Below are 23,913 nucleotides of genomic sequence, written 5' to 3'. Positions count from 1 at the left end.
GCCGTGGGATGCCCGCCGCACCCGAGCACCACAGCCTGGGGTGTGACCTCCACTCCGGTACGGCGGCGGATCCCGAAGCCGCTCCTGCGCTTCGGCCGGGTCGTCCTGATCGTGGTGGTCGTCTGGTTGCTCCTCCGCCTGTTGCGTGGCGTCGACTGGAGCGAGGTCGGCTACGGCCTCACCCACCTGGCCGGCTGGCAGATCGGCGTACTCCTGGTCGCGATGGTGGTACGCCGTTTCGTGGTCGCCAGCCCGCTGGCACTCCTCGTCGACGGACTCCGACCGGTCAAGGCGATGGTCAACGACGTCGCGGCCACAGCCGTCGCGATGATCGCGCCCGCACCGGGTGACGTGATGATCCGGCTGGCCATGCTGCGGTCCTGGGGCATCGGGACCACGCAAGCGGCATCCGGCCTCACCCTCAGCACCTTGCTGTTCTACGTCGCCCGGCTGGCCGCGCCCGCGCTCGGCTTCGTGGTGTTCTGGATCGCACAGACCTTCTACGCGCCGTTCGCGTGGTCGGCGCTGGTCTTCGGCGCCGGCGCGGCCGCGCTCCTCGGCGGTCTCCTGTACGCGCTCAGAGCCGAACGCACCGCCGCAGCGCTCGGCCGGCTCCTCGGTCGCCTGGTGCAGCGTGTACGTCGTTCCAGCCGCGGACCGGACGCCTGGGCGCACCGGTTCGTCACCTTCCAGCAGCACAGCGCCGGCATCATGCGGAGAAGACGCGGGCTGGTGAGCCTCAACCTGCTCGCGCTGATCGTCGCCGAGGCAGGCGTCCTGATCCTGAGTCTCGCGTTCGTTGGCGTCCGGATGGATCGACCGGTACTGCTCCTGCTCGCCTGCAGCTTCCTCGTCATCTACCCGTTGACCGGTCTGCCGCTGATGGGCGCGGGCGTGCTGGAGGCGACGTACGTGAGTTTCGTGTCCGACCACAGCGCGATCGAGACGACGACCCTGATGGCCGGGCTGATCGTCTGCCGGGTCGCAGTGCAGTTCGTACCGATCGTCGTCGGTCTGCTCACGATCCTGATCTGGCGCCGTACCACAGCTGCCGCCGGGGGCATCACCCGAACCGGGTGAGCTTGCGGCCGGATCTCAGGTCGGCGTGGGATGGTGCGCGGCAGGCCCCGCCCCACGCATCCTGTCGCTATGACGGCAACCGTCCGGACCACGGTCACGCTCGCCCTGTCGGCGTTGATCGTGCTCTGCGGCTCCGGACAAGCCAAGGCCAGCGGCCCGGATGACACCGCCGCCGAGCAACTCGCCGACCGGTACGCCCCGGTGGTCAGAATGCAGCAGAGTACGTCGCCGTGCAGGGGCGAACAGTTCCGCCCGACCGCCGTCGAAGGCGTGCTCGACAGCCAAGAGGTCGCCTTGCGCGGCCCGTGGCGTCCGCCCGACCTGATCAAGACCGAGCCGACGGCGAAGGACCTCGGTCTGGGCTATCCAGGCCATTTCCTCGACTTCCCCGGCGATCCGCTGCGCCCCGGCTGCGACTACGCCGACTGGTCCGCGCGGATCGATGCGAACCACCCCGCGACCGTCTACGCCCACGTCGCCACGGATCCGGCGTACCCCGGCGAACTCTCGCTGGAGTACTGGTTCTTCTACGTCTTCAACGACTACAACAACACCCACGAGGGCGACTGGGAGTCGATCCAGCTCGTCTTCGATGTCGCGACCCCGGAGGCCGCGCTGACGACGAACCCGACCGCCGTCGGCTACAGCCAGCACGGCGGGGCCGAGCGCGCGCGCTGGGGTGACGCCAAACTCGAGCTGGCCGGTGGGACGCACCCGGTCGTCTATCCAGCAGCCGGCTCGCACGCCAACAAGTACGGCCAGCGCCTGTACCTCGGCCGCGGCTCAGAGGGTCTGGGCTGCGACGACACCACCCGGCCGCAAGCGGGGATCACCCCGAAGGTGGCGTACGTCCCGATGGCGGACTACGTGCAGGAGTATCCGTGGCTCGCGTTCCAGGGCCGGTGGGGTGAGCGGCAGCGCTCGTTCTTCGACGGACCGACCGGGCCGAACATGAAGGCGTCCTGGACCGCGCCGATCCAGGACGCGGAGAACACCTGGCGCGACGACAGCACCGTCGTACCGGCAGGCTCGCTTCTCGGTCCGAGCAGCACAGGCGTCTTCTGCTCCGCGGTCGCCACCGGCTCCAACCTCGTCCGCGAGACGCTCAACCACGCCTGGTTGCTCGGGCTGCTGATTGCCGTGCTGGTCGCAGTCATCTGGTACGTCGCAAGCCGCACCCGCTGGACCGATGCCGATCCACTCCCCGCGCGCCGCCGCCGAGCGTGGGGCCAGACCGTGACGGCGTCGGTCCAGCTGTTCCGGCATCGCCCCGCCCTGTTCGGCGGGTTCAGCGCGGCCTTCGCCGTCCTCGGCCTGATCACCGTCAGCCTGGCGAGGCTGCAGGCCGAACGGCGCGACGCCCCGATCGATCTCGGTGCACCGACCGAGGACGCGACCGGTTTCTGGGCGTCCGCGCTCGCGCTGGCGGTCACGATCATCACGATCGCGGCGTACACGGTCCTGCTGGCGGCCGTGATGCGGACGCTCGACCAACTGGATCGCGGCAACCCGGTCACCGCGACGGCCGCGCTCCGGTACGTCGTCGACATCCGCCGGCCGCTCGCGCGCGCTGCCACGCAGTACGTCGTCGTTCTGTTCGTGCTGACGATCTTCGTCGCGACGATCCCGTTGGCCGTCTACTACGCCGTGAGTCGCGCGTTCGCCGTGCAGGCCCTGGTTGCCGAACACCTCAACGGAGGTACGGCGCTGCGCCGCAGCCGCCGCCTCGTCCGGCGCAGGTGGTGGCGAACCGCAGGTCCGCTGGCGCTTGTTGTCGGCCTGGCCCTCGCCGCCGGCCCGATCACCGGCATCGTGCTGCTCCTGGCCACCGACTGGTCGCCCGTCCTCGTCGACGTGATCTCGTCCGTCATCTTCGCGATCGCCATGCCGCTCGCCGCCACAGCCGTTGCCTACCTGTACTTCGACCGCGTCGCGACGCCCCCGCCCTCACCCGCCGCGGGGGAACCGGCCGGCGGACCGGAAACCTATTCTCGGGACGGCGAGCAGGGAGTCCAGGTGCGCGCCGACTCCTGAGGACTCCGGAGCGGATCCGAGGAGGCCGAGATGGCCGAGGCAGACACCCACCCTGCCCAACGACTGCCACTCCTCGCCGCCGCCGTAGGTCTGGTCGTCGGCGCCCTCATCACCGCCTTGATCTTTCTCGAGGTCCGCGGCAACGGCTCAAACGCCACAACCGCGTCGGCGAACACCCCGATCGCGATGTGTCCGGCGGTCCCGATCGCCAACCACGTCCTGCCGTCGGTCGTGACGATCGCCGCGCGGCGTGGGAGCCAGAGCGGTACCCGCTCCGGGCAGGTGATCAAGCAGGGCGGCTACATCCTCACCAACGACCACGTCATCTCGGTCGCCACTGCCCCCGGCGGTGCCGTCTCCGTGCTGTACACCGACGGCCACAGCTCGGCTGCCACCATCGTCGGCACCGATCCGAGCACCGACCTCGCGGTGCTCAAGTCAGCCGACGACCCGTTCCCACCGATAACGATCGGTTCCTCGAAGGACCTCCAGGTCGGCCAGCCGGTCGTCGCCCTGGGTGCTCCGCTCGGCCTGAGCAGCACTGTCACCTCCGGCATCGTCAGCGCGCTGGACCGCTACGTGCCGGTCCCGGGCGACGGCGTGACCCACCACCTGGTCGGGGCGATCCAGACCGATGCCGCCATCAACCCAGGCAACAGCGGCGGCGCGCTGGTCGACTGCGACGGCCACCTGGTCGGCGTCAACGCGGCGATCGCCACGGTCCCGAACTCCGCGGGAGTCAGCGGCGGCGGCAGCGTCGGCCTCGGCTTCGCGATCCCGGTCGACCTCGCGATGCCGATCGCCGAGCAGATCATCGCCACCGGAGCAGCGAACCATCCGACCACCGGCCTCCAGGTGCAGGAGATTCCGCCCGCCGCCGCAAAGTCCGCCGGTACGCCGCCGGGCTTGTTCGTCCTCGCGGCCGACGGCCCGGCGGTCAAGGCCGGACTGCGCGCGGGCGACATCATCACCGCGATCGATGGCGCGCCGGCCGTCAGCAGCGAGCAGATCGTCGTCGCGACCCTCACTCGCCGGCCCGGCGACACCGTCAAGCTCGAGTACCAACGAGCGGGTACGGCGGCCACCGCGACCCTGACCCTCGCGTAGTCAGAACGACCAGACCAGCGGGATGACGATCATTGCCGTAAGCAACCACCACCCCAGCACCGGCAGCCCGAGCTTCCAGTAGTCGCCGAAGCGGTATCCGGCCGGGCTCATGATCATCATGTTCGCCGGCGTCGAGATCGGTGTCAGCAGGGACGCCGCACCGGCGACCGCGATCAGCATCAGCACCGGGCGGACCGACGTACCCGTGCCGTGCGCGGCCGCGACGGCGATCGGCGTGACGATCAGGACCGTGGCCGTGTTGCTCACCACCTGTCCGAGGACGGTGGTCAGCACGAAGAGCGCGAGCAGCAACAGGTACGGGCGTCCCGGGCCGATCGCGTCGATGATCAGGTCGGCGATCCGGTCGGCACCGCCGCTGGTCCGGATCGCCGCCGACAACGGGATCAGGGCACCGATCAGGACGACGATCTGCCAGGAGATCGCGCGGTACGCCTGCGCCGGCCGGACGACCCTGGTCAGGACCATCGCCAGCGCCGCGAGCAGCCCCGCCAGTGCGGGTGGTACGGCACCGGTCGCGAGCAGCACCACCATCGCGCCGAGGATCGTCACGGCGATCGAGGCCCGGCGTCCCCACGGCACGGCCTGCCGACGGATCAGCTCCGGCGAGTCGACGAGCAGGATGTCGCGGTCGCGGGTCAGCTCGTCCAGCGCGGACCAGGGGCCGCGAACAAGCAGCGCATCCCCTTCGGCAAGCTGGGTGGGCTTGCCGCCGCGGTCCTTGCCCATCCGCTGCACCGCGACGATCACCAGATCCGCCCCACGCTGCATCCCCGAGTACACCGTTTCGCCGATCAGCGATGATCGCGGTGGGACGACCGCCTCGACGACGCCGGAGTCCCGGCTCATCAACTCTTCGGTACCGCCGAGCGCGTAGTGCAGCTCGAGCGTCTCGGCATGCCGGGCGAAGTCCACGGCCGGGTGCGCGGGCCGCGCGGACGGCAGCAGCCGAGGACCGAGCAGTACCGAGATCGCGATCGTGCCGGCCACCAGCGGTACTCCGACCAGCGCGAACGAGAAGAAGGCGAACGGGCCTTCACCGGCATCCGCCGACGCGTCCGAGACGATGATGTTGACGGGCGTACCGGTCAGCATCAGCAATGCACCCGCGCTGCCGGCGAAGCTGAGCGGCATCAGCATTCGCGACGGTGGCTGGCCGATCCGTACCGCGAGCATCACCACGAGTGGCAGCAGCGCGGCGACCGCGCCGTTCAGCGTGATCAGCGCGGACAGGACCGCGCAGAGGCTGGTGACAGCGATCAGCAGCCGGCTCCGCGTCGTACCGGCGTACCTGACGATGGCCTGGCCGACCCAGGCGGTGACACCCGTCGAGTCGATGCCTTCGCTCACCACGAAGAGCGCGGCGATGAAGATCACCACCGGGTCCCCGAAGCCCGCGACGACCTCGGTGAAGCCGAGCAGGCCGGTCGCCCACAGCGCGAGCGCCGCGAGCAGCGCGACCACGTCGACCGGCAGCCGGTTCCACACGAACACCACGACGGTGAGCCCGAGGACCAGCAGGCTCACCGTGCCGTCGTCCATCGCCGCCTAGCCGAGGTGCACCGGCGCGCCCGGACCCCACGGAATCCCGATCAGGTACCACGCGACGTAGAACAGGGTCCACGCAACCAGGACGATCCCGGTGTACGGCAGCATCATCGACACCACCGTGCCGAGACCGGCCTTCTTCCGGTACCGCTGGCAGACCAGCACGATGAACGGCAGGTAGACCATCAGCGGCGTGATCACGTTGGCCGGTCCGTCGCCGACCCGGTACGCCGCGATCACGGTCTGCGGCGCGATCCCCAGCCGGTAGAACAGCGGGATGAAGATCGGCGCCAGGATCGCCCACTTCGGGATCACGCCCGGCATGATCAGGTCGATCACGAAGACCAGCAGGATGAACCCGACCAGCAGCGGCAGCGCGCCGATGTTGGCCTGCTCGAGCAGGTCGGCCAGTCCGGTCGCGGCCAGCGTGGAGATGTTCGAGTAGTTGAAGTAGGCAATGAACTGGGCGATCAGCAGCATCAGGAAGATCAGGCCGCCGAGCCCGTTGAACGTCTTCACGATCGCGTTGATCACGTTCGTGCTGCCGGTCAGCGACCTGGCGCCGCGCCCGTACCCGAGCCCCGCGGCGAGGAACAGCATCGAGATGATGAAGAGCAGGCTGCTCATGAACGGCGACGACCCGAAGATCTCGCCGGTGTCCGGGTTGCGCAGCGGCGCGCCCGGGATGAAGGTCAGCGCGGACACGATCGCGGCGGCGATCAGCAGGTAGTACACCGACCAGCGCAGACCGCGGGACTCCAGCGCGAGCTCCTCCTCGGTCGGCTGGTGGTCGACGGGCGCGTCGGACGGCGCCTCGGCCGGGTCGTACTTGCCGAGCCGTGGCTCGAGCAGCCGCTCGGTGATCACGGTCATCACCAGCGCGCAGAAGAGCGTCGCGGCGATGCCGAAGAAGAAGTTGTGGGTGACGTTCAGGTGGATGTCGGGGGTGACCAGCTCGATCGTCTCGTTGGTCACCTCGGTGATGATGCCGTCCGCCGGTGTGATCAGGATGTTGACGAAGAAGGCCGCGCTGACCCCGGCGTACGCCGCCGCGATCCCGGCCAGCGGGTGCCGGCCGAGCGACGCGAACGCGGCCGCGCCGAGCGGGATCAGCACCAGGTACCCGGCATCCGACGCGACGCTCGAGATGCCGCCGAGCAGCACGATGATGAAGGTGATCAGGCCCTTCGGGGCGACCTTCACCATCTTCCGGATCAGCGCGGCGATCAGGCCGGCCTCCTCGGCGACGCCGACGCCGAGCATTGCCACCAGGATGACCGCGACCACCCCGAAGTCGTTGAAGTTCTGCACGGCGGTGGTGAAGATGAAGCGGATGCCGTCACCGGTCAGCAGGCTCTCGGCGGTGATCTTCTCGTGGTGCAACTCGAAGTCCGGCACCGCGACCGCGGGCGGGGCGTCGTTGCCGGGGACGCTGGTGCCCTGCGGGTACTCCGGTGCGACCTGGACCGTGGCCGGTTCGGCGACCTCGGTCGTGACGCTGGTCCCGGTCCAGGCCAGGATCTGGGACAGCACGATGACCAGGACGATCAGCGCGAGGAAGATCAGCGCCGGGTGCGGGACCTTGTTGCCGACCCGCTCGACCCCGTCGAGCACCCGTTGCATCCCACCGGGCTTGCGGTGCCGCTCGTCGACCGTCTTGGCGTTCATGACTCGACCGGGGTGAAGGCCAGCGCGAACTCGATCAGCAGCTTCGTGCCCGAGCCGGTCGCGCCTTTGTTCCGCCACGTGCGCGGCGCCGGGGCCTGCGCCGTACCGGCGATGTCGATGTGGGCCCAGGGGCGGCCGTCGACGAACTCCTCGAGGAACAGGGCAGCCGTGATCGAGCCCGCGTTGACGCCACCCATGTTCGTCAGGTCGGCGATCGTCGAGTCGAGCTGCGAGCGGTACGGACGGTGCAGTGGGAGCTCCCAGACCGGCTCATCGGTAACCTCGCCGGCCTGCTTCAGCTGGCTCACCACCTCCGAGCTGTTGCCCATCACACCGGCGACCTCGACGCCGAACGTGCGCAGGCAGGCACCGGTGAGGGTGGCGATGTCAACGATCGCGTCGACCGGTTCCTCGGTGGCGAGCGCGAGCGCGTCGGCCATCACGAGCCGGCCTTCGGCGTCGGTGTTCAGCACTTCGACGGTCTTGCCGTTGCGCATCCGCAGTACGTCGCCGAGCTTCATCGCCGAGCCGGACGGCATGTTGTCGGTGCACATCAGGTAGCCGGTGACGGCCGTCGGGCAGCCGAGGTCGCGCAACGCGGTCATCGCCGCGAGGACGGCGGCGGCGCCGGTCATGTCGTTCTTCATCTGGGCGTGCGACTCGTCGCTCGGCTTGAGGCTGATGCCGCCGGAGTCGTACATGACCCCCTTGCCGACCAGGGTGATCCGGCCCGTCGGGTCGGCCGGCTCGTACCGGAGCCGGATCATTCGCGGCGGTTCCACGCTGCCTCGGTTGACGCCGAGCAGTCCCCCGCAGCCGAGCTCGATCAGCTGGTCCTTGTCGAACACTTCCACCCGCAGACCTGTCGCGGCACCGACCTCAAGCGCGACCTCGGCCATCCGGACCGCCGACAACGTGCTGGCCGGACAGTTCGCCAGGTCCCGGCCGAGGCAGTACGCCGCGGCGATCACGCGGCCGCGTTCCGCACCAGCGGCTGCCTGCTCGGCATCATCGTCGGAGGCCACGACCAGTAGCGACTCGAGCAGTGGCTCGTCCGCGCCGCGGCCGACGAAGTACCGCCAGCGGGACAGCAGCACGCCCTCGGTCGCGGCCTGCGCGAAGTCCGCGACCGAGATGCCGCTCGCCGGGGTGGGGACCTCGATGGCGAGCCGCTTGTGCCACGGGACCGCCCGGGCGAACTCGGCCGCGAGGTCGCGAACGAGCGAGGCGTCCAGGCGGTCCGGCGTACCGATGCCGACGGCAACGCGGACCGGGCCGCCGTCCGTTGCCGCGCGGACAAGCGTTTGACCGCGGTCGGCCGTGAAGCCCACCGCAGCCAGGCCGGCGGAGTCGGCGCCGAGCTCGGCGGCCGGCTCCGCGCCGGCCGCGACCGGGACCGCCAGCGCGTCCGCCTCGGTCATGGCCTGTTTGAGCGAGCCGACGCCGACCGTCGGCCGGGACCGGGTGGAGGGAATCGGATCGAAGTCGTCCGGCATGGTGTGCTCCCCCGATCAGCCCTGCAGGGCCTGGACGAGCTCTTCCTCGCGGTCCTTCGTCAGGTTCGTCTGGATCACCGTCGGGCCGAACGGCTTCAGCGCGTCCACGACCCGGTCCACCGTCGCGGAACGGGCCAGCAGGAACACGGCCGCGTGGCCGATCTGCAGCTCGTGCCCGACGTCCTTGATCAGCTGGTCGCTGATGCCGACATCGGTGAGCTTCCCGGCGATCGCACCGCTGGCGGCACCGACGGCGAAGCCCGCGAGCGGGCTCAGGAAGATCAGGCCGATCAGCGTTCCCCAGAGCGCACCGCTGGCCGCGCCCGCTGCGGTCAGGTTCATCGTCTGCTGGATCCGGACCTTGCCCTTGGCATCCTTGTAGGCGATCGCGGCGTCCTCGCGTTGCAGCAGCTCCTGCTTGGCCAGCTCCTCGGTCAGCTCGACGACGCGTTCGGCGTCCTCGCGGCTGTCCAGACCGAGCACTACCAGATGGGTCATGACGGGTCCCTCCCGGAGTGGCGCGTCACCGTACGCGCCGGACCGCCTCATCCCATCAACGACCCCAGGCCCCGGCCTCCTCCGATTAGGATGACCCGCTTCCTGGTGGGGTCGTCAGGCCGACCTCGCGGGCGGTGCGGAGCGCGGCAGAGCGTTTCTCGACGCCGAGCTTGCGGTAGAGCGACATCAGGTGCGTCTTGACCGTGTTCTCGGTGATGAACAGCGCCTGGGCGATCTCGCTGTACGAGCTACCGAGTGCCAGCTGGTCGAGTACTTCGGCCTCGCGAGCCGTCAGGTGGATGTGGGCCCCGTTGACCACCGCGTCGAGGCGGCGCCCCGGCCGCGCGTCCGGACCAGTCCGAGCGAGCCACGTCGGCCGGGCCGAGCCGCTCCAGGCGGCCAGATGGCCGGAGAGCTTCTCTAGGGTGATGGCCGCGAACGGGTGCGGACTCGGTCCCGCGAGATGCCGGCGCAATACGTCCAGGAACGCAGGTTCGTAGCCGGCCTGGACCAGGCTGTGCAGGAGCCGTTGCGGCGCCGCCCGGTTGAGCGTGTCCACGAGTGAGGCATCGGCCGCCGTGTGGTTCGACGTACGGGCGAGCAGAACCGTGCGGAACGCGCCCGCCGCCGAGGCGAGCGGCAGGTACGCCGCAGTCGAGCCGAGCACCTCCTCGATCGTCGCCGCGACGGACCGCGGATCGTCCTCGCCGATCGTCAGGATCGCCTGGACGAGCTCGACCTCGGACGTGTTCCCGGTTCGCTCGAGTTCCGCGAGCTGCGTCGCGACTCCGCCCCGGTCACCGAGCAGCAAGGCGAGCCACAGACGTGGCAGCGCAAGGTCCCGGGACAGGAACGACGGCAGCGGTCCGGCCGCCGCGAGTTCGGCGGTGAGTGCGGTCAATGCATCGTCGAGCCGACCGGTCTCGATCAGCAGTACGGCGTTCAGCACCTTCCGCAGGCCGGCCACCACGGTGTCGGAGTCGGCCACCTCGATCTCGGCAACCCGTTCGTACCACTGCCAGGCGTCGTCCAGGTGCAGCTCACTCAGGGCCGCGAATCCCAGTACGACGTACGCGCGAACGGCGTACTCCGGCGGCAGCCCGTCCTCTCCGGCTACGTCGAGCGCCGCCTGCGCCGACTGGCCCGCGTTCTGCACCTGACCGCGCACGTACTGCGCGACGGCTCGGTGCGCGAGTCCACCCGCGATCAACCGCGCGTGTCCCGCCATCCGTCCGGTGACCACGGCCTCGTCGAGGTGCCGCACGGCGTCGTCCAGCTCGTCGGCCCAGATCTCGGCGGCGGCGAGTTCGATCAGCAGCCACGCCAGCCGCTCGGCGCCGAGCACGGCCCGGCCGCCGCCGTCCGGATCGAGCGTCAGCAGTGAGGTCGCCTGGCTGATCGCAGCCCGCACGTCGTGCCAGCCGTACCGGGACTCCCACAGGTGCAGCAGCGCCGCGTCCGCCGCCAACGCGTCGTCCTCCGGCGGCTTCGACGCGTTAGCGACCCGATCGGCCGACGCAGCGTCCAGGACCGCGCCGGCGACATCACCCGTCAGCCGGCGCAGCAGTCCACGCACTCCGATCAGGTGCGGGTACTCGTCGACGTCCGGCAGGGACTCGAAGCCCGCTGTCACGAGCGCGAGGTCGCCGCGGGCGAGCAACTCCGGACCGTGGACCAGCAGGATCCGAGCCACCAGCGCCGGATCGTCCGCACCGAGAGCGCTCCGCAACGCGGTCGCGCCGTCGCCCCGGTTCTCGAAGTACGTCGCCGACCGGTGCTGCGCTGCCACGACCATGCGCGCGGCGTCGGTGTCGGCGGCCGCACGTCGCCGGAGCAGCTCGACGAGCAGCGGGTGATAGCGGTACTGCGGTCCGCCCGGGCCGTCGCCGTACGCCGTCACCAGCAGGCCACTGCCCGCGAGATCGGCCAGCATCGCGCCTGCCTCGCTGTCGCCACTCAGGATCGTCGCGAGCTGGGCGGTCATCGTCCGCGCGCCGAACGTACTGAGCAGCATCGCCTGCACCCGCGTGTCCAACGTGCTGACGGTCTCGCCCAGCAGCAGGTCGAGCACCGGTCGCTGGTTGGCGAACGGCCAGACGGCGTCACCGGAGGTCGCCAGGGCGCGTGCCGCGAGAACCAGCGCGGCAGCCCAGCCTGCGGTCCGTTGCTGGAGCAGCTGCACGTCCTCCGAGGTCGCATGCTGGGCGTGCGCCCGGACAAGCTCGGCCGCCTCGCTGTCGCTGAAGCGCAGGTCGCCCGATCGCAGGGTCAGTGCCAGGCCGTGCAGCTCGAGCTCTGGCACCGGTAGCGGCAGGTCGTACCGGCTCGCCAACAGCAGCCGGACCGAGTGCGGCGCCTTTCGCAGTACCTGGGCCAGCTCCGCGACCGTCTCGGCCGGCAGCAAGTGTGCATCGTCCACGACGATCGGGTCCGGAGCGGCTGTGTCGTCACTGGCGAGTTGGTGGAGCGCGAGAGCCAGCGAGTCGGGTCGTTGCCCTGGTACCCAGACCACCGGGTCACCGGACCGTTGCCGACGAGCTACCCAGTCGGACAGCAGCACCGTCTTGCCAGTGCCTGCCGGTGCGACCAGCATCGTCAGCGACGAGCAGGCGCCGAGGTCGAGCGCCGAATGCAGGCGCTGCCTGGACACGAGCGTCAGCGGCGGCCGTGGAATTCCTCCGGCAACCGGTCCATCGAAGTCCTGGTGTGCTGGCGTCGGGGTCGTCACCCGCGTCGCCCCTCCCCTGGCCGACGTTCCGTGCTCTTGACCGACTGGCGTGGTCTTGACCTGCTCCCCAGGCTGAAATATCGAGACTAACCGGTTCGAGCGAATTCCGGCAGGGCCCGGTACTCGTCAGTCCTGATCAGCCTGGATCAGTCGTCGTCCGATGGCTTCGGCTTGACGCGCGGGACCTTCGCGCCGATCCAGACCGCGACGACGACGAGCAGGCCGATCCCCAGCAGCCACCCCCACAGCCCTTCCGACACCGGTCCGAGGCGGCCGAGCGGGAGCCCGCCCGGGTCGGGGGCCTGCTGCAGGCTCACGACGTAGGCGATGATCGCGCGTTTGTCCTCGGGCAGCAGGACATCGTCGGAGAACACCGGCATCTGCTGCGGGCCGGTCAGCATCGCCTGGTAGATGTTGCGCGGCGACGTCCCCATCAGCGACGGTGCGTAGCGGCCGTTCGGGAGGGCGCCGCCGCGGCCGGCGAAGTTGTGGCAGGCGGTGCAGTTCGTCCGGAACAGTTCGCCACCGCGGGCGACCTCGGCCTGCGGCACCTTGCTGACGTCGTATTGCTCGGGCGCCGGGATCGCGGGGCCAGGCGCGAGCGAGGCGACGTACGCCGCGAGCGCTGCGATCTCCTGCTCGGTGAAGACCGGTGGCTTCTGCGGGATCTGCGCGTTGGTCTGTGCCGCCGGCATCCGGCCGGTACTGACCTGGAAGTCGACCGCGGCCGCGCCGACCCCGATCAACGAAGGCCCCGCCTGCCGCCCCTCGCCGTCCGTACCACCCTCGGCGTGTGCACCGTGGCAGCTGGAACAGCCGACCGCGAACAGTTTCCGCCCTTCCTCGACCTGCTGGGACTGGGGTCCGTCCGCCCCGCCGGCCGGTCCCGGGGCGACAACGCCGTACGCCAGTCCCACGACGACGAGCGCGCCGGCGACGACAAGGCCCCGCGGCAGTCGTCTGTTGCGCATGAGCCCCACCTCCCGTCGCCGCGACCAGCAGACAGGAACCACCCCTGGCTGAGATCACCCGAATCAGGTGATCCCGTCACCACCACCTTGTGCGCTAGGTCTGTGCCAGTTGGTGAGCGGCTGATCTGGTTTCGAGGGTCATGGGGAAGAAGCATTCGATCCGGAGCTCTTGCAGGGTCACGTCCTGCGGTGTGCCGAGGGTAGTGACGGCGACCTCCGGCCAGTTGCTGACGTGGCGGCGAACGCCGTTGGGGTGGAACATGCGGCGGAGTACGTTTGCCGGCTCGGGTGGGGTCTCTCGCTGACCGGCCTGGAGGAGGGCGAAGAGGCGGCGGCGTGAAGCCGGCGCTCAGCAGGTTGACCGTGTAGTTCGTCATCGTCGAGATCGCCACGCCGATGATTGCCTCAAGCACCTGTTCCTGGGTCGTCGCCTCCAGGTCGGCGGCGTCCAGGTGGCCGCGCTGCTCGATCAGGGTGCGCGTCAGCCGGGACAGCGCGGCCATCCGGGGATCGGTCGGCCATCGAGGTGGCTCCGGCGGGCACGAAGCCGAACGCTTTCTGGAGGGTTTCGAGAATCTCGTCGGTGGTCATGACGACTACCCTGCGATTCTCGGGGAAGCGAAACAATTCCCTCGGAGGTCAATGCGCTGACGCCTGCTCCGCGAGCGGGCGCCATTCGGTCCAGGTCGCGAGGCGGTCGGCGTACGCCTTCTCTGCCACTGGGTAGGGGTAGGAGCCCAGGAAGAGGCGGAGCGGGGGCTGGTCGGTGTCTACGAGTTGCAGGACGACTCCGGCAGTGACGTCAGGCGCCGCGGGAGTGCGAGCGGCTGCCGTGGTACGGCGAGCTTCGCGGACCGGGTCGTAGGCGTCGATCGGGGTCGTGTGGACCGCGGATGCGCCGGACCAGTCGGTTCCGTAGGGCCCCGGCTCGACGATCGTCACCTTGACGCCCAACGGAGCGACCTCAGCGGCCAGGGCTTCGCTGAGGCCTTCGAGGGCCCACTTCGACGCGTTGTAGAGGCCGAGGGTGGGGAAGGCGGCGATGCCGCCGATGCTGGAGACCTGCAGGATGTGCCCACTGCCCTGGTTGCGCAGTACCGGGAGGACCGCTTGCGTTACCCACAGCGCACCGAAGAAGTTGGTCTCCAGTTGGGCGCGCGCCTGCTGCTCGGTCGTTTCCTCGATCATGCCGAACAGGCCGTACCCCGCGTTGTTGACGACGACGTCGAGCTGTCCGAAGGTTTCGGTCGCCTGCTCGACAGCCGCGAAGACGGCATCGCGATCGGTCACGTCGAGCCTCAGCGGCAGCGCTCGGTCGCCGTACTGCGTGGCCAGTTCCTTGAGGTCGTCCAGGTTGCGTGCGGTCGCCGCGACCTGGTCTCCGCGCTCCAGCGCGGCTTGTGCCCAGACGCGTCCGAATCCTCGGGAGGCACCAGTGATGAACCAAGTTTTCATACTTCGACCGTGCCGCGGCGGTCGGCCGGCAACCAGGCCCCTGCCAGGGGTAGGCAGCTAGGCTCGGAGCGATGAACCTGCTCGGCGATTTCCTCAAAGCGCGACGCGGACGGATCAGCGCGGACGAAGCCGGACTGGTGTACTCCGGCCGACGCCGCGTGCCCGGGCTGCGCCGCGACGAGCTGGCGCGGCTTGCCGGTCTCAGCGAACGGTATCTGACCAGGCTCGAACAGGGCGTCGACCGCAATCCGTCGGCGCAGGTCCTGCAGGCGTTGGCGAAGTCGCTGCAACTGAGCCCTGACGAGACCGCGCACCTGTTTGCCCTTGCCGCTGCGCCGGCCGTGCCGGGCGAGCAGACCGTGGACCTGGCAGAGATCGAGCAACTCGTGGACGCCTGGCCGCAGACGCCGGCGTACGTTCGCGACCGTCAGTTCGACGTGGTGGCGGCGAACAAACTGGCCATGGCGCTCTCGCCGCTCTACACACCCGGCCAGAATCTCGTCCGCGGCATCTTCCTCGACCCCGCGGCCCGCGAGCTGTTTCCGGACTGGTCCGACGTCGCCGCCCAGACCGCCGCCGCCCTCCGCGCCGAGGCCAACCAGCAGTCGCCGTACATCGTCCAACTCGTCGCCGACCTGATGGTCGACGACAGGTTCCGCGAGCTCTGGGCGAAGCACGACGTACGGCCGACCCGCAACGAGCTCAAGGTGTTCAACCACCCGTCGGTCGGCCCGCTGACGCTGCGCCGCCAGTCCCTGGCCGTCGCCGGCACCAACTCCCTCGTCATCATCACGTACCACGCCGAGCCGTCCTCCCCCGACGCCGAAGTCCTCACCCGCCTGCTCTGAGCGCCTCGGCTCGCTCCGAAGACGGGCCGAAGGTGTATCACCGGCGGGGTCGGCTCCCTCCTCATCAGTGGGGAGGGATCGCAATGCCGGTGGTGGATGTTCACTGTCATACGTTTAATGCAGACGACTTGCCGGTCCGGGGGTTCGTCCGGCATGTCGGGTTGCACGATTCGTTGGTCAGTCCCGCAGTTGCGGCGCTGCTCGACACTATTGTGCAGAAGGGCGCCCCGGGGTACGCCGACGAGAAGCCGCGGCTCGACGCGCTGCTCGGCGACAGCATCTTCGAGGACGTTCTGGAAGGACTGGCGCCGGCCGAGAAGCCGGTCGAGCCACTCGACCAGCTCCGGCTCGAGGTCGATGCGGAGCTGACCGATCTCCTGCAGCGCAACCCGGCACTGGTCCGCAGCGCCGCGCAGGACCTGGACACCGAGGAAGGCCTGTTCGACGTCACCCGCGCCGTACGGCGGGCGGTCACCTGGGCGAAGCTGTTCACGAAATCACGCCTGGACCTGACCGGGGTGCTGACCTCGGTCTACTCCGACGTCGACCTCTTCTGCCCGATGCTCGTCGACCTCGGTACGGCGCTCGGCGACAAGGCGCGGACGACGATCCGCGAGCAGGTCATCCTGCAGGAGCAGATCAGCCGGCTCAGCATGCTCGACCGCCTGCCGTGGCCGACGAAGGCGCGGATCCACCCGTTCGTCGGCTTCGACCCGCGGCACGAAGTACGGGCTCGGCAGGCCCGCGACATCGACACGCCGCTCGCCGTCGTCCAGGACGCGGTGCAGCGGTTCGGGTTCGTCGGCGTGAAGCTTTACCCACCGATGGGATTCCGCCCGCTGAAGAACGTTGCCGTCGGCGACATCACGCCTGACGAGGCCAGTGCGCTCAACGAAGTGCTCGACGAGTTCTACACGTGGTGCGAGGCGGAGCAGGTACCGATCACGGCCCACTGCAACAACTCGCAGTACGCCAGTGACGTCTACAAGAACGCCGGACTGGCCGGTCCCGGCGGGTGGATCGATGTCCTGAGCAAGTACCCCGAGCTGCACGTCAACCTCGGCCACTTCGGCGGCGCGCACGCGGTCGAGGACCCGGCGGCCTGGATCTGGCAGATCGCGAACGCGGCCGAGCGGTTCGACTTCCTGTACGCCGACGTCGGCGACCACAAGATCTACGACACCGCGCTGTCCGGGCCGTACCTCGACCGCCTGCACGAGATGTTCGGCCGCGCCACCACCGAGGTGATGCGGCAACGCCTGATGTACGGCACCGACTGGTTCATGCTCGCGATCCACCCGGAGTGGGAGAACTTCCTCACGACGTACCGCGACCTCTACCGCGCCCGGCTCGGACCCGGTCCGGCCGCCGACTTCATGGGCAACAACGCCCTGCACTTCCTCGGCTTCGACGACCACACCAACAAGAACAACCACCGCCTCCGAGACCGCTACACCCGCTACGCCCCTGGTCGCACGCCGACCTGGCTCGCCCGCCCTGTACCGGAAACACCATGACGACAGGGAGGTTCCCCCGTGTGGGACGATGCCGAGCTCATCGAGATCATCACCACCTGCCGAGCCGTTGCCGACGAGGCGCTGGCGGCGATCCAGCAGGACGTGGGCGTGGTGGTGAACCTCGCAGCGTTCGAAACGGTGGCCGGTGTACAGCGGTCGCTCGGTCTGGTGGCAACCGACCCGGCTGAGCTCTGCATCCGCGAGCTCGAGGCGCGCGGTCTGCTGGACGCGTTCGCCGAAGCACTTCGTGCGCGCGGCGTCGAGCTCGACAGTACGGCGGAAGGCTCCGACCGGGTCAGCCTGGAAGGGATGCAGCACTTCGTCGAGCGGGCCAAGGCCTTCCGGTGCCGGATCGAGGTGGACAACAAGTTCAGCGGCTCCGGCTGCCTGGTCGGACCGGGGCTCGTGCTCACCGCCTGGCACGTCGTACGGCGTGCCAAGCCCGGAGTCGTGGAGGACCCGCAGCCGCGGCTGACCGTGACGCTCGCCGACGGCAAGACGCACGAAGCCGCAGTACCGCCGTGCTACGAGTCCCCGTGCGGCAACGACGAGTGGGACCACATCGCTCCGAGCCAGGATGCCGACGTACTGAACCGGCACGACGTCGCCCTGCTCACCCTGCGCAGACCGGCCGCGCGGCACCTCGGGTTCGTGCGGATGCCCGCCACGGCTCCGCCCGCCACCTCCCGGGCGCAGCTCTGGCTGCTCGACTTCCCGGCCGGTGTTGACAAGGGGATGGCGAAGGGTAAGACCTGGAAGATCCCGCACGTCACAGTGCGGCTGCGCCATGATGTGAAGACCACCGAGGGCGGGTCGTCCGGTGGTGCGTGCTTCAACGAGCAGTTCGAGTTCTTCGGGCTGCACCAAGGCAAGTACCGCCACGGATCGGTCGACAAGTCCGGGCGGTTCGTCCCGGCGTCGCTCTTCCTCGACGACCTCGCCGACCTGATCCGGAAGGACATCGCACCGACCGAGCTCTGGCACCTGGACGGGCAGAGCGACCAGTTGGTCATCGGGCGGGACCTCTTCGTCCGCAGCGTCGCTGAGGCGGCCAAGGAGAGCACGCGGGTCCGTGGGATCCGGGTGAAACGCCTCAGCAGCGACGACAAGACAGGTCTCGGCTTCTCGTACCGGATCCTCGACGAGCTGCTGCTCCGGTACGGCGGTCAGCAGCTGCCGGTCTCGGTACCGGTCGGTGACACCGTGACCGACCTGGTCGCGGACCTCGCGGACCGGGTCAGGGCGTTGGGCCTGCAGGTCGTCGAGCCGCCCTCGCCCGGAGGCGTGGATCCGCTCCAGGCCGCCCCGGAAGCAGTGGCCCTCGGGCAGGCTACTCGTTTCGCGGTCGCGGTGAACGAGGCGGCGGCGAAGCTCGGGCGGACGGTGTGGTTCTTCTTCGAGGGGCCGGTCGTGAAGATGTCCGACGCGGCCCGGCTGCAGCTGGAGGGGTTCGTCGCGGCGTGTCTGACGTTGCCGCGGATTCGGGTCGTGGTCGCGGGGCTGGAGACCGTGCAGCTGGGCGGGCTCGAGTTCGGCGATCCGGAGGTGGCGAGTGGCGACGGACCCGCCGGGTTGGTGGTGGACTTCGTCGGCGAGTTCACGCGTGACGACGTACTGAACTGTCTGGCCCGCGCGGCGGCCGAGCTCGCGCCGGATGTCGGTCCGGACCAGATCACGGATCAGACCGAGATCGCGTTGCAGGGCCTAGACCACGTGAACCAGTCTTACGGGGTGGGACAGCTCGGCACTGTCGTCGAGCGGCTGCAGCCCTATCTGGCGTTTCTCCGCGCGCAGGAAGAGGCGCGTCATGTCTGAGTACGACAACGTGCTGCCGACCCGGTCCCGGGCCGAGGACTCGCCGATCGTTGCCCAGGGCATCGAGCAGGCGCGGTTGTACGCCGCCCTGTCCGGACCGTTCGACCCGGTGCAGGCCGTCCGGAGCGTCGAGCAGGTCGAGGCAGCCGGCCCGAGCGAACTCACCGCGATCGCGGCGGGGCTGTCGCAGGCGTGCGACACGATCCTGTCGGCAGTGACCGGACAGTGGTTGATGCGCGGCGTCGAACGGCAGCGGATCCTGAACGGGCTGCCGGCTGACCAGGTACGCAGTGAGGTCGCGCGGCGCTGGGACACAGCGGCGGACGACCAGCCGACGAGGGATCTGCTGAGCGCGATCCAGGCGGTCGGGATCTTCGCTGCCGACGCGGTCGCGACCGCGGTGGCCAGGGCGACGCGACCGGCCCCGGACCGCGAGGACGGGCGGGGTGCCGTCCGGGAGGTGCTGGAGCGGATCGCGATCGGGCTGGGGCGGGCCGGGCCGCTGGCACCGCAGTACCAGGAGGTGCCGCGGGTAAAGGCGGCGCTTACGCATCTCGATCTCGTGGAGTCGGCGACGGCCAACCGGGACCGTGGGTTCTTCGGACGCGATGCAGAGCTCGCGCAGATCATCCGCTGGCTCGACCAGGTCGTCACCCAACGGCCGCTCAAGGCGCTCTACATCGACGGCTTGCCCGGGATCGGGAAGTCGGCGTTGCTCGAGGAGGTCGCGGCGCGGCTGCTGGGCCAGGACGACGACTGGGTGGTCGTCCGGTTGGACTTCGACCGGGCCGGGCTCGATGTACTGGACCTCCTCGGTCTGACGCTGGAGGTCGCTCGGCAGGTGTCTGCACAGGTTCCCGGTGCCGAGCAGGCGATTCAGCACGCTCGGGACCGGGCGGCGAGAGAACTGTCGCTCAAAGGCGGCCGGAAGGGTTCCCCGGAGGATCTCGCCGCGGTGCTGGCGAACGCGCTGAGCAGTCCGCCGCGGCGGATGCTGCTGTTGCTGGACACGCTGGAGGTACTGCGGGCCCGAGGCGAGACGCACCGCGACCGGCTGTTCTTCTGGCTCGACGACCTCGCCGGCTCCCTGGGCGTGCCGCTCGTAGTCGTCGGCGCAGGACGCGGCGAGGCCCTGAACAGCATCTTCGACCGCGTCGAAGAGCGAATCCCCCTGACCGGCCTGGACGACGTCAGCGCAAATCAGCTGCTGCATCGACTCGAGGTGGAGCCGGGATCGTGGTCGGCCGTGCGGGCGGCGGCCGACGGGAATCCGTTGGCACTCCGGCTGGCGGCCAAGTTCACGAACGAGCACGGACCCCGGGCGCTGGCGAAGGCGCGGGGGCGCGGCGAGCTGGCAGTTCCGGTTCTGTACCGCGCGATCTTGTCCCGGCTCGACAACGACGCGTTGAAGAAGCTGGCGATCCCCGGGCTCGTGGTGCGGCGGATCAACGCCGACGTGATTCGGGAGGTGATCGGGCCGCAGGTTGGGCTGAAAGACCTCACCCGTGGTCAGGCTGACGAGCTGTTCCAGGCGCTGGCGGGTCAGCACTGGCTTGTCCAGCCGGACGCGGTGGCGATCGGATTCGTCCGGCATCGCGCCGATGTGCGCCAGATGCTGCTGTCCCCGATGTACGACGCCGAGCCGGCCAAGTCGGCGCGGATCGACCGGGCGGCGGCTCGGTGGTTCGGGGTGCGGAGCGAGGGGTGGGCCGCGGTGGAGTCGGCGTACCACCAGTTGCAGCTGATGCGCCGGCGGACCGCCGTACCACCGATCGATCCGGCGGTGCTGGCCCAGTTGGACCTACCAACGATCGAGGAACTGCCCGAGGTCGCCCAGGACGTCGTACTGCAGAGCCGGGGCGAGCGGTCGACGAGCTTCCGCGGCGAAGTGGCCCAGGCTGGACGACCGCTGGGTGGGAACGCGGTCGCCGAGCTCCGGGCGATGAACGAGAGGTCGGACTGGCTCGAGGGCAACTACATCTACGACCGCGCCTATGCGGGCGCTGCTTTCGACCCGACCAGCCCGGACGCCAACCCGGCAGTCACCTTCCTGTGGCGTTCAGGGCGATGGCGTGAGGCACGCGGGTTGCTCGAGCGGCAGGGTGGTTGGGATCGGGCGGGAGCGCCGGGTCGCGAGGGTCGGTCGCCGTTTGTGCCGGAGGACAACACGTCGTTCCTGGACACGATCTGCCGGCTGGAGCTGGGGGCCGAGCTCAGCTTCGACGCCTGCGTGGAAGCCCTCGTCGAGGATCCGGCGGTCGGGCGCAGCGCGATGAGCCTGGCGATGGAGTCGACCGCTTCCGGGTTGGCGAGCGCGGCGCTGCGGTTCGCGTTCCAGCGGGCCGGGATCGAGTTCCAGCGGACCATCAAGCAGTACGACGTGGCGGCCAACGCCACGACGTGGTGGGAGCAAGGCATCCGGACGACCGTCTTCTCCGGCGAGAATCCGGGCTGGGAGCGCATCACCGGGCGGACCGGCCCCCTGGAGGTCAGCGGCGCCGATCCTTCGGTGGTGACAGCTCGGGCGTTTGCGGTGCTGACGCCGTTCACCGACTTGGTCGCGACGATGAGTCAGTTGCCGGGGCATGAGTACTTCAGTCGGTGGGCGACCTCGGTCGGGCGGGCGTTGGACGAGCTGGGGTATCTCGCACCGCAAGGCTCAGAACCGTGGCACAACCGCGGGTCTGTGCAGCCGCCGCAGGCGCTGGCCGACATGGGGTTGCTCGCGGAGACGATCGGAGCTGCGGCGTACCTGCATGAGGATCCCGACCTGCGGCTGGTGGCGCAAGCGGCTGAGCGTTGGCGGCGTACGACGGCCGGCTCGTGGTCCTACAGAAGCACGAAGCCGACGGCGTGGGCGCGGCCTGTTGACGTCTCGATTGCTGATCGGGTGGAGGGACTGCGGGACGGGTCGGACAGCTACGCGAGGGCAGAAGCGCAGTTGGAGGCGTGGTGTCCGGAGCTGCGGGCTGACGACGTACTCGAACTGCTGCGCCGGCGCGCGCCGAAGATCTACAGCGATGCGGGACAGGTTGCTCGCAAGGACGTCATGGGCGCGGCGGCGCTCCTATTGAGGCGAAATGTGCCGAGTGCGTTTGTGCCGCCGTTCGCTGTGCTGCTTCGGCGGCGGCATTTCCAGATGTAGAGGGGGAAGACCATGACAGAAGGACAGGACGAGGCCGTACGCAAGGCCCGGCTGAGTGCGCGCTTGCAGAACGATGCCCTGCGCAAGGAGATCCTGCGGGCGATCGCCGCGGGTGAGGTTCCGCCGGTGCTGGTGTCGGAGCGGGATGCGGAGGTGCTCGACAAGGGTGACGACCTGGAGAGCGTGCTTCCGGTCGACGAGTTGGAGGCGATCGTCCGGCGGATCGGCCGGCCGCCGTTGCTGGTCGAGAACGATCTCGTCGTCATGCAGCCGCTGCCGGAGTTCGCGGTCGACACCGAGATCCGGATCAAGGCGGTCCAGTCGTACGTGAAGTCGGTCGGGCGGCTGGAGTTCGTCAACTACGAGATGGACTGGGGCGGGACCGGGTGGGTGATCGACGAACCGAGTCCGGGCAGCCGCGTGGTCGCCACCAACCGGCATGTCGCCGAACTGGTCGCCGCGCGAGTGGCGGACGGCAGCGGGATCTTCGTCCGTGCGCCTGCCGGTCCGTTGTACAAGGCAAGGATCGACTTCGCTGAGCAGGTGCATCCCAAACTCGGCGTCGCGCAGCCGGTCGAGGTCACCAAGATCATCTACCTCGCCGACAAGGCGTCGCCCGACGTCGCGCTGCTCCGCATCGAGGGCGCCGGCCTGCCGTCGCCGCTGCCACTGGCCGATCAGGAGGCCGTCCGGGACGAACGGGTCGCGCTCATCGGTTACCCGGCGTACGACTCGCGGAATGACCGGGACGACCAGATCCGGTACTTCCAGGGTCTGTTCGACGTCAAGCGGTTCGCGCCTGGGTTCGTCATGCAGGCGTCCGGCGACGGGGCCGCGCTGCGCCACGACTGCACCAGCCTGGGCGGGAACTCGGGCTCGCCGCTGGTCAATCTGGAGAACAAGAAGGTGGTGGGGATCCACTTCTCGGGGAAGTACAAGGAGGCGAACTTTGCGGTCGGTGTCGGCACGTTGAAGCGACTGCTGGCCGGTGACCGGCCGGCCGTCGCGGTCAGGGCGCGGGGGCCGGTCGCCAAGCCCGAGGCCACGGACGGAACGCACGCCATCTCGTTCTTCGACGGGCGGCAGGGGTACGACGCGGGCTTCCTCGGGGAGGAGCTGGCGGCGCCTTGGCCGGGGCTTGATGCTGCCACGGAAGGGTTGCTGGCGCTGCCGAATGGTGGAGGTTTCGAGCTGCGGTACACGCACTTCGGTGTGAAGTACTACGCAGATCGGCGACAGCCGTTGATGACGGCGGTCAACATCGACGGCAAGCACTCGGTGCGGATCAAGCGTGTGCGGGACAAGTGGTTCGCGGACCAGCGGATCCCGGCCGAGATCCAGCTCGGGCAGGACGACTACAGCGACCCGCAGATCGATCGTGGACACATGGTGCGGCGCGAGGATCCCAACTGGGACGTCGATGCGACGAGCATCGATGATGCGACCGCGCTGGCGAAGGCGGCGAACGCGGATACCTTCCACTACACGAACGCGGCGCTGCAGCACTCGCAGCTCAACCAGGGCAAGCTGCTCTGGCAGGGCCTGGAGAACTACATCCTGGACAGTGCGCGGACGGAGGGCTTCAAGGCGTGCGTGTTCACCGGGCCGATCTTCCGGTCCGACGATCCGGACCTCGTCCCGAAGCTGCAGATCCCGCGGGAGTTCTGGAAGCTGGTGGTGATGCCGGCCACCGGCGGCAAGAAGCTGCACGCGACGGCGTACCTGCTGAGCCAGGGCGACCTGATCCGCGAACTCCTGGAGAAGCGTTCCCGGGTCGAAGCCGTCGAAGGCTTCGTCCTAGGCCCGTACCGCACCTTCCAGATAGCCATCGCCGACCTCGCCGAAGCAACCGGCTACGACCTGAGCCCGTACGTCGCCGCCGACCCCCTCGCCCATCCGCCAGACGAATCCGCCGAATCCCGCGAGCCCGCCTTCGTCCCCCTGGAGACCTTCGACCAGATCGTCGTCTGATTCCTGCGTCTAGT

15 protein-coding genes and 2 pseudogenes are annotated in these 23,913 nt (G+C 69.4%); 9 read left to right on the top strand and 8 right to left on the bottom strand.

Annotated elements, in window-relative coordinates; all coding sequences use genetic code 11:
• Window positions 1-42 precede the first annotated feature (42 nt).
• The 4 genes and pseudogenes from AB0E69_RS31150 to AB0E69_RS31135 all read left to right on the top strand — a co-directional run bounded on the left by AB0E69_RS31150 (window position 43) and on the right by AB0E69_RS31135 (window position 4,221).
• Window positions 43-1,080, top strand: a complete 1,038-nt coding sequence (locus AB0E69_RS31150) for a hypothetical protein (RefSeq protein WP_360154141.1) — start codon at window positions 43-45, stop codon at window positions 1,078-1,080.
• 69 nt (window positions 1,081-1,149) lie between these two features.
• A complete protein-coding gene (locus tag AB0E69_RS31145) occupies window positions 1,150-3,114 on the top strand; it encodes a hypothetical protein (RefSeq protein WP_360154138.1) in 1,965 nt (654 codons plus the stop codon).
• A 30-nt stretch (window positions 3,115-3,144) separates the two neighbouring features.
• A pseudogene (locus tag AB0E69_RS31140) lies at window positions 3,145-3,822 on the top strand (trypsin-like peptidase domain-containing protein); the annotation flags it as partial.
• Between the two features lie 147 nt (window positions 3,823-3,969).
• Window positions 3,970-4,221, top strand: a complete 252-nt coding sequence (locus tag AB0E69_RS31135; RefSeq protein WP_360154199.1) for a PDZ domain-containing protein — start codon at window positions 3,970-3,972, stop codon at window positions 4,219-4,221.
• Here AB0E69_RS31135 and AB0E69_RS31130 read toward each other — a convergent pair whose 3' ends face one another.
• The 8 genes and pseudogenes from AB0E69_RS31130 to AB0E69_RS31095 all read right to left on the bottom strand — a co-directional run bounded on the left by AB0E69_RS31130 (window position 4,222) and on the right by AB0E69_RS31095 (window position 14,603).
• Window positions 4,222-5,781, bottom strand: coding sequence for an SLC13 family permease (locus tag AB0E69_RS31130; RefSeq protein WP_360154135.1), 1,560 nt, complete (start codon window positions 5,779-5,781; stop codon window positions 4,222-4,224).
• A 6-nt stretch (window positions 5,782-5,787) separates the two neighbouring features.
• Window positions 5,788-7,455, bottom strand: a complete 1,668-nt coding sequence (locus AB0E69_RS31125) for an AbgT family transporter (protein WP_360154132.1) — start codon at window positions 7,453-7,455, stop codon at window positions 5,788-5,790.
• Entirely contained in the window at window positions 7,452-8,951 is a 1,500-nt protein-coding gene (locus tag AB0E69_RS31120) for a leucyl aminopeptidase family protein (RefSeq protein WP_360154129.1), read from the bottom strand. The genes AB0E69_RS31125 and AB0E69_RS31120 overlap by 4 nt, the downstream gene beginning before the upstream one ends.
• Before the next feature lie 15 nt (window positions 8,952-8,966).
• Window positions 8,967-9,449 carry a DUF1269 domain-containing protein gene (locus tag AB0E69_RS31115; protein WP_360154126.1) on the bottom strand — a complete coding sequence of 161 codons (483 nt, stop codon included), beginning with the start codon at window positions 9,447-9,449 and terminating at the stop codon, window positions 8,967-8,969.
• 85 nt (window positions 9,450-9,534) lie between these two features.
• Complete coding sequence (locus AB0E69_RS31110) at window positions 9,535-12,099, bottom strand: LuxR C-terminal-related transcriptional regulator (protein WP_360154123.1); 2,565 nt, start codon at window positions 12,097-12,099, stop codon at window positions 9,535-9,537.
• A gap of 224 nt (window positions 12,100-12,323) precedes the next feature.
• Window positions 12,324-13,148, bottom strand: a complete 825-nt coding sequence (locus AB0E69_RS31105; RefSeq protein ID WP_360154120.1) for a c-type cytochrome — start codon at window positions 13,146-13,148, stop codon at window positions 12,324-12,326.
• Between the two features lie 94 nt (window positions 13,149-13,242).
• Window positions 13,243-13,467: pseudogene (locus AB0E69_RS31100) on the bottom strand (hypothetical protein); the annotation flags it as partial.
• 320 nt (window positions 13,468-13,787) lie between these two features.
• Window positions 13,788-14,603, bottom strand: a complete 816-nt coding sequence (locus AB0E69_RS31095; RefSeq protein WP_360154117.1) for an SDR family oxidoreductase — start codon at window positions 14,601-14,603, stop codon at window positions 13,788-13,790.
• Window positions 14,604-14,674: 71 nt separating this feature from the next.
• On the opposite strand from AB0E69_RS31095, the gene AB0E69_RS31090 reads away from it, so the two are divergent.
• From AB0E69_RS31090 to AB0E69_RS31070, 5 genes are all read left to right on the top strand, one after another.
• Complete coding sequence (locus AB0E69_RS31090; RefSeq protein WP_360154114.1) at window positions 14,675-15,451, top strand: helix-turn-helix transcriptional regulator; 777 nt, start codon at window positions 14,675-14,677, stop codon at window positions 15,449-15,451.
• Window positions 15,452-15,579: 128 nt separating this feature from the next.
• Complete coding sequence (locus AB0E69_RS31085) at window positions 15,580-16,968, top strand: amidohydrolase family protein (protein ID WP_360154111.1); 1,389 nt, start codon at window positions 15,580-15,582, stop codon at window positions 16,966-16,968.
• A gap of 18 nt (window positions 16,969-16,986) precedes the next feature.
• The gene (locus AB0E69_RS31080) at window positions 16,987-18,783 is read left to right on the top strand and encodes a serine protease (RefSeq protein WP_360154108.1); all 1,797 of its coding nucleotides are present in this window, start codon (window positions 16,987-16,989) and stop codon (window positions 18,781-18,783) included.
• Entirely contained in the window at window positions 18,776-21,928 is a 3,153-nt protein-coding gene (locus tag AB0E69_RS31075; protein WP_360154105.1) for an ATP-binding protein, read from the top strand. Before AB0E69_RS31080 ends, AB0E69_RS31075 begins: the two co-directional genes overlap by 8 nt.
• A gap of 12 nt (window positions 21,929-21,940) precedes the next feature.
• Entirely contained in the window at window positions 21,941-23,899 is a 1,959-nt protein-coding gene (locus tag AB0E69_RS31070; protein WP_360154102.1) for a DNA/RNA non-specific endonuclease, read from the top strand.
• Window positions 23,900-23,913 lie beyond the last annotated feature (14 nt).

This window comes from Kribbella sp. NPDC026611 (assembly GCF_040638345.1).
Classification (GTDB): Bacteria; Actinomycetota; Actinomycetes; order Propionibacteriales; family Kribbellaceae; genus Kribbella.
Note: the sequence above shows the minus strand (reverse complement) of the source record. Positions and strands in the feature narration are given on the sequence as shown.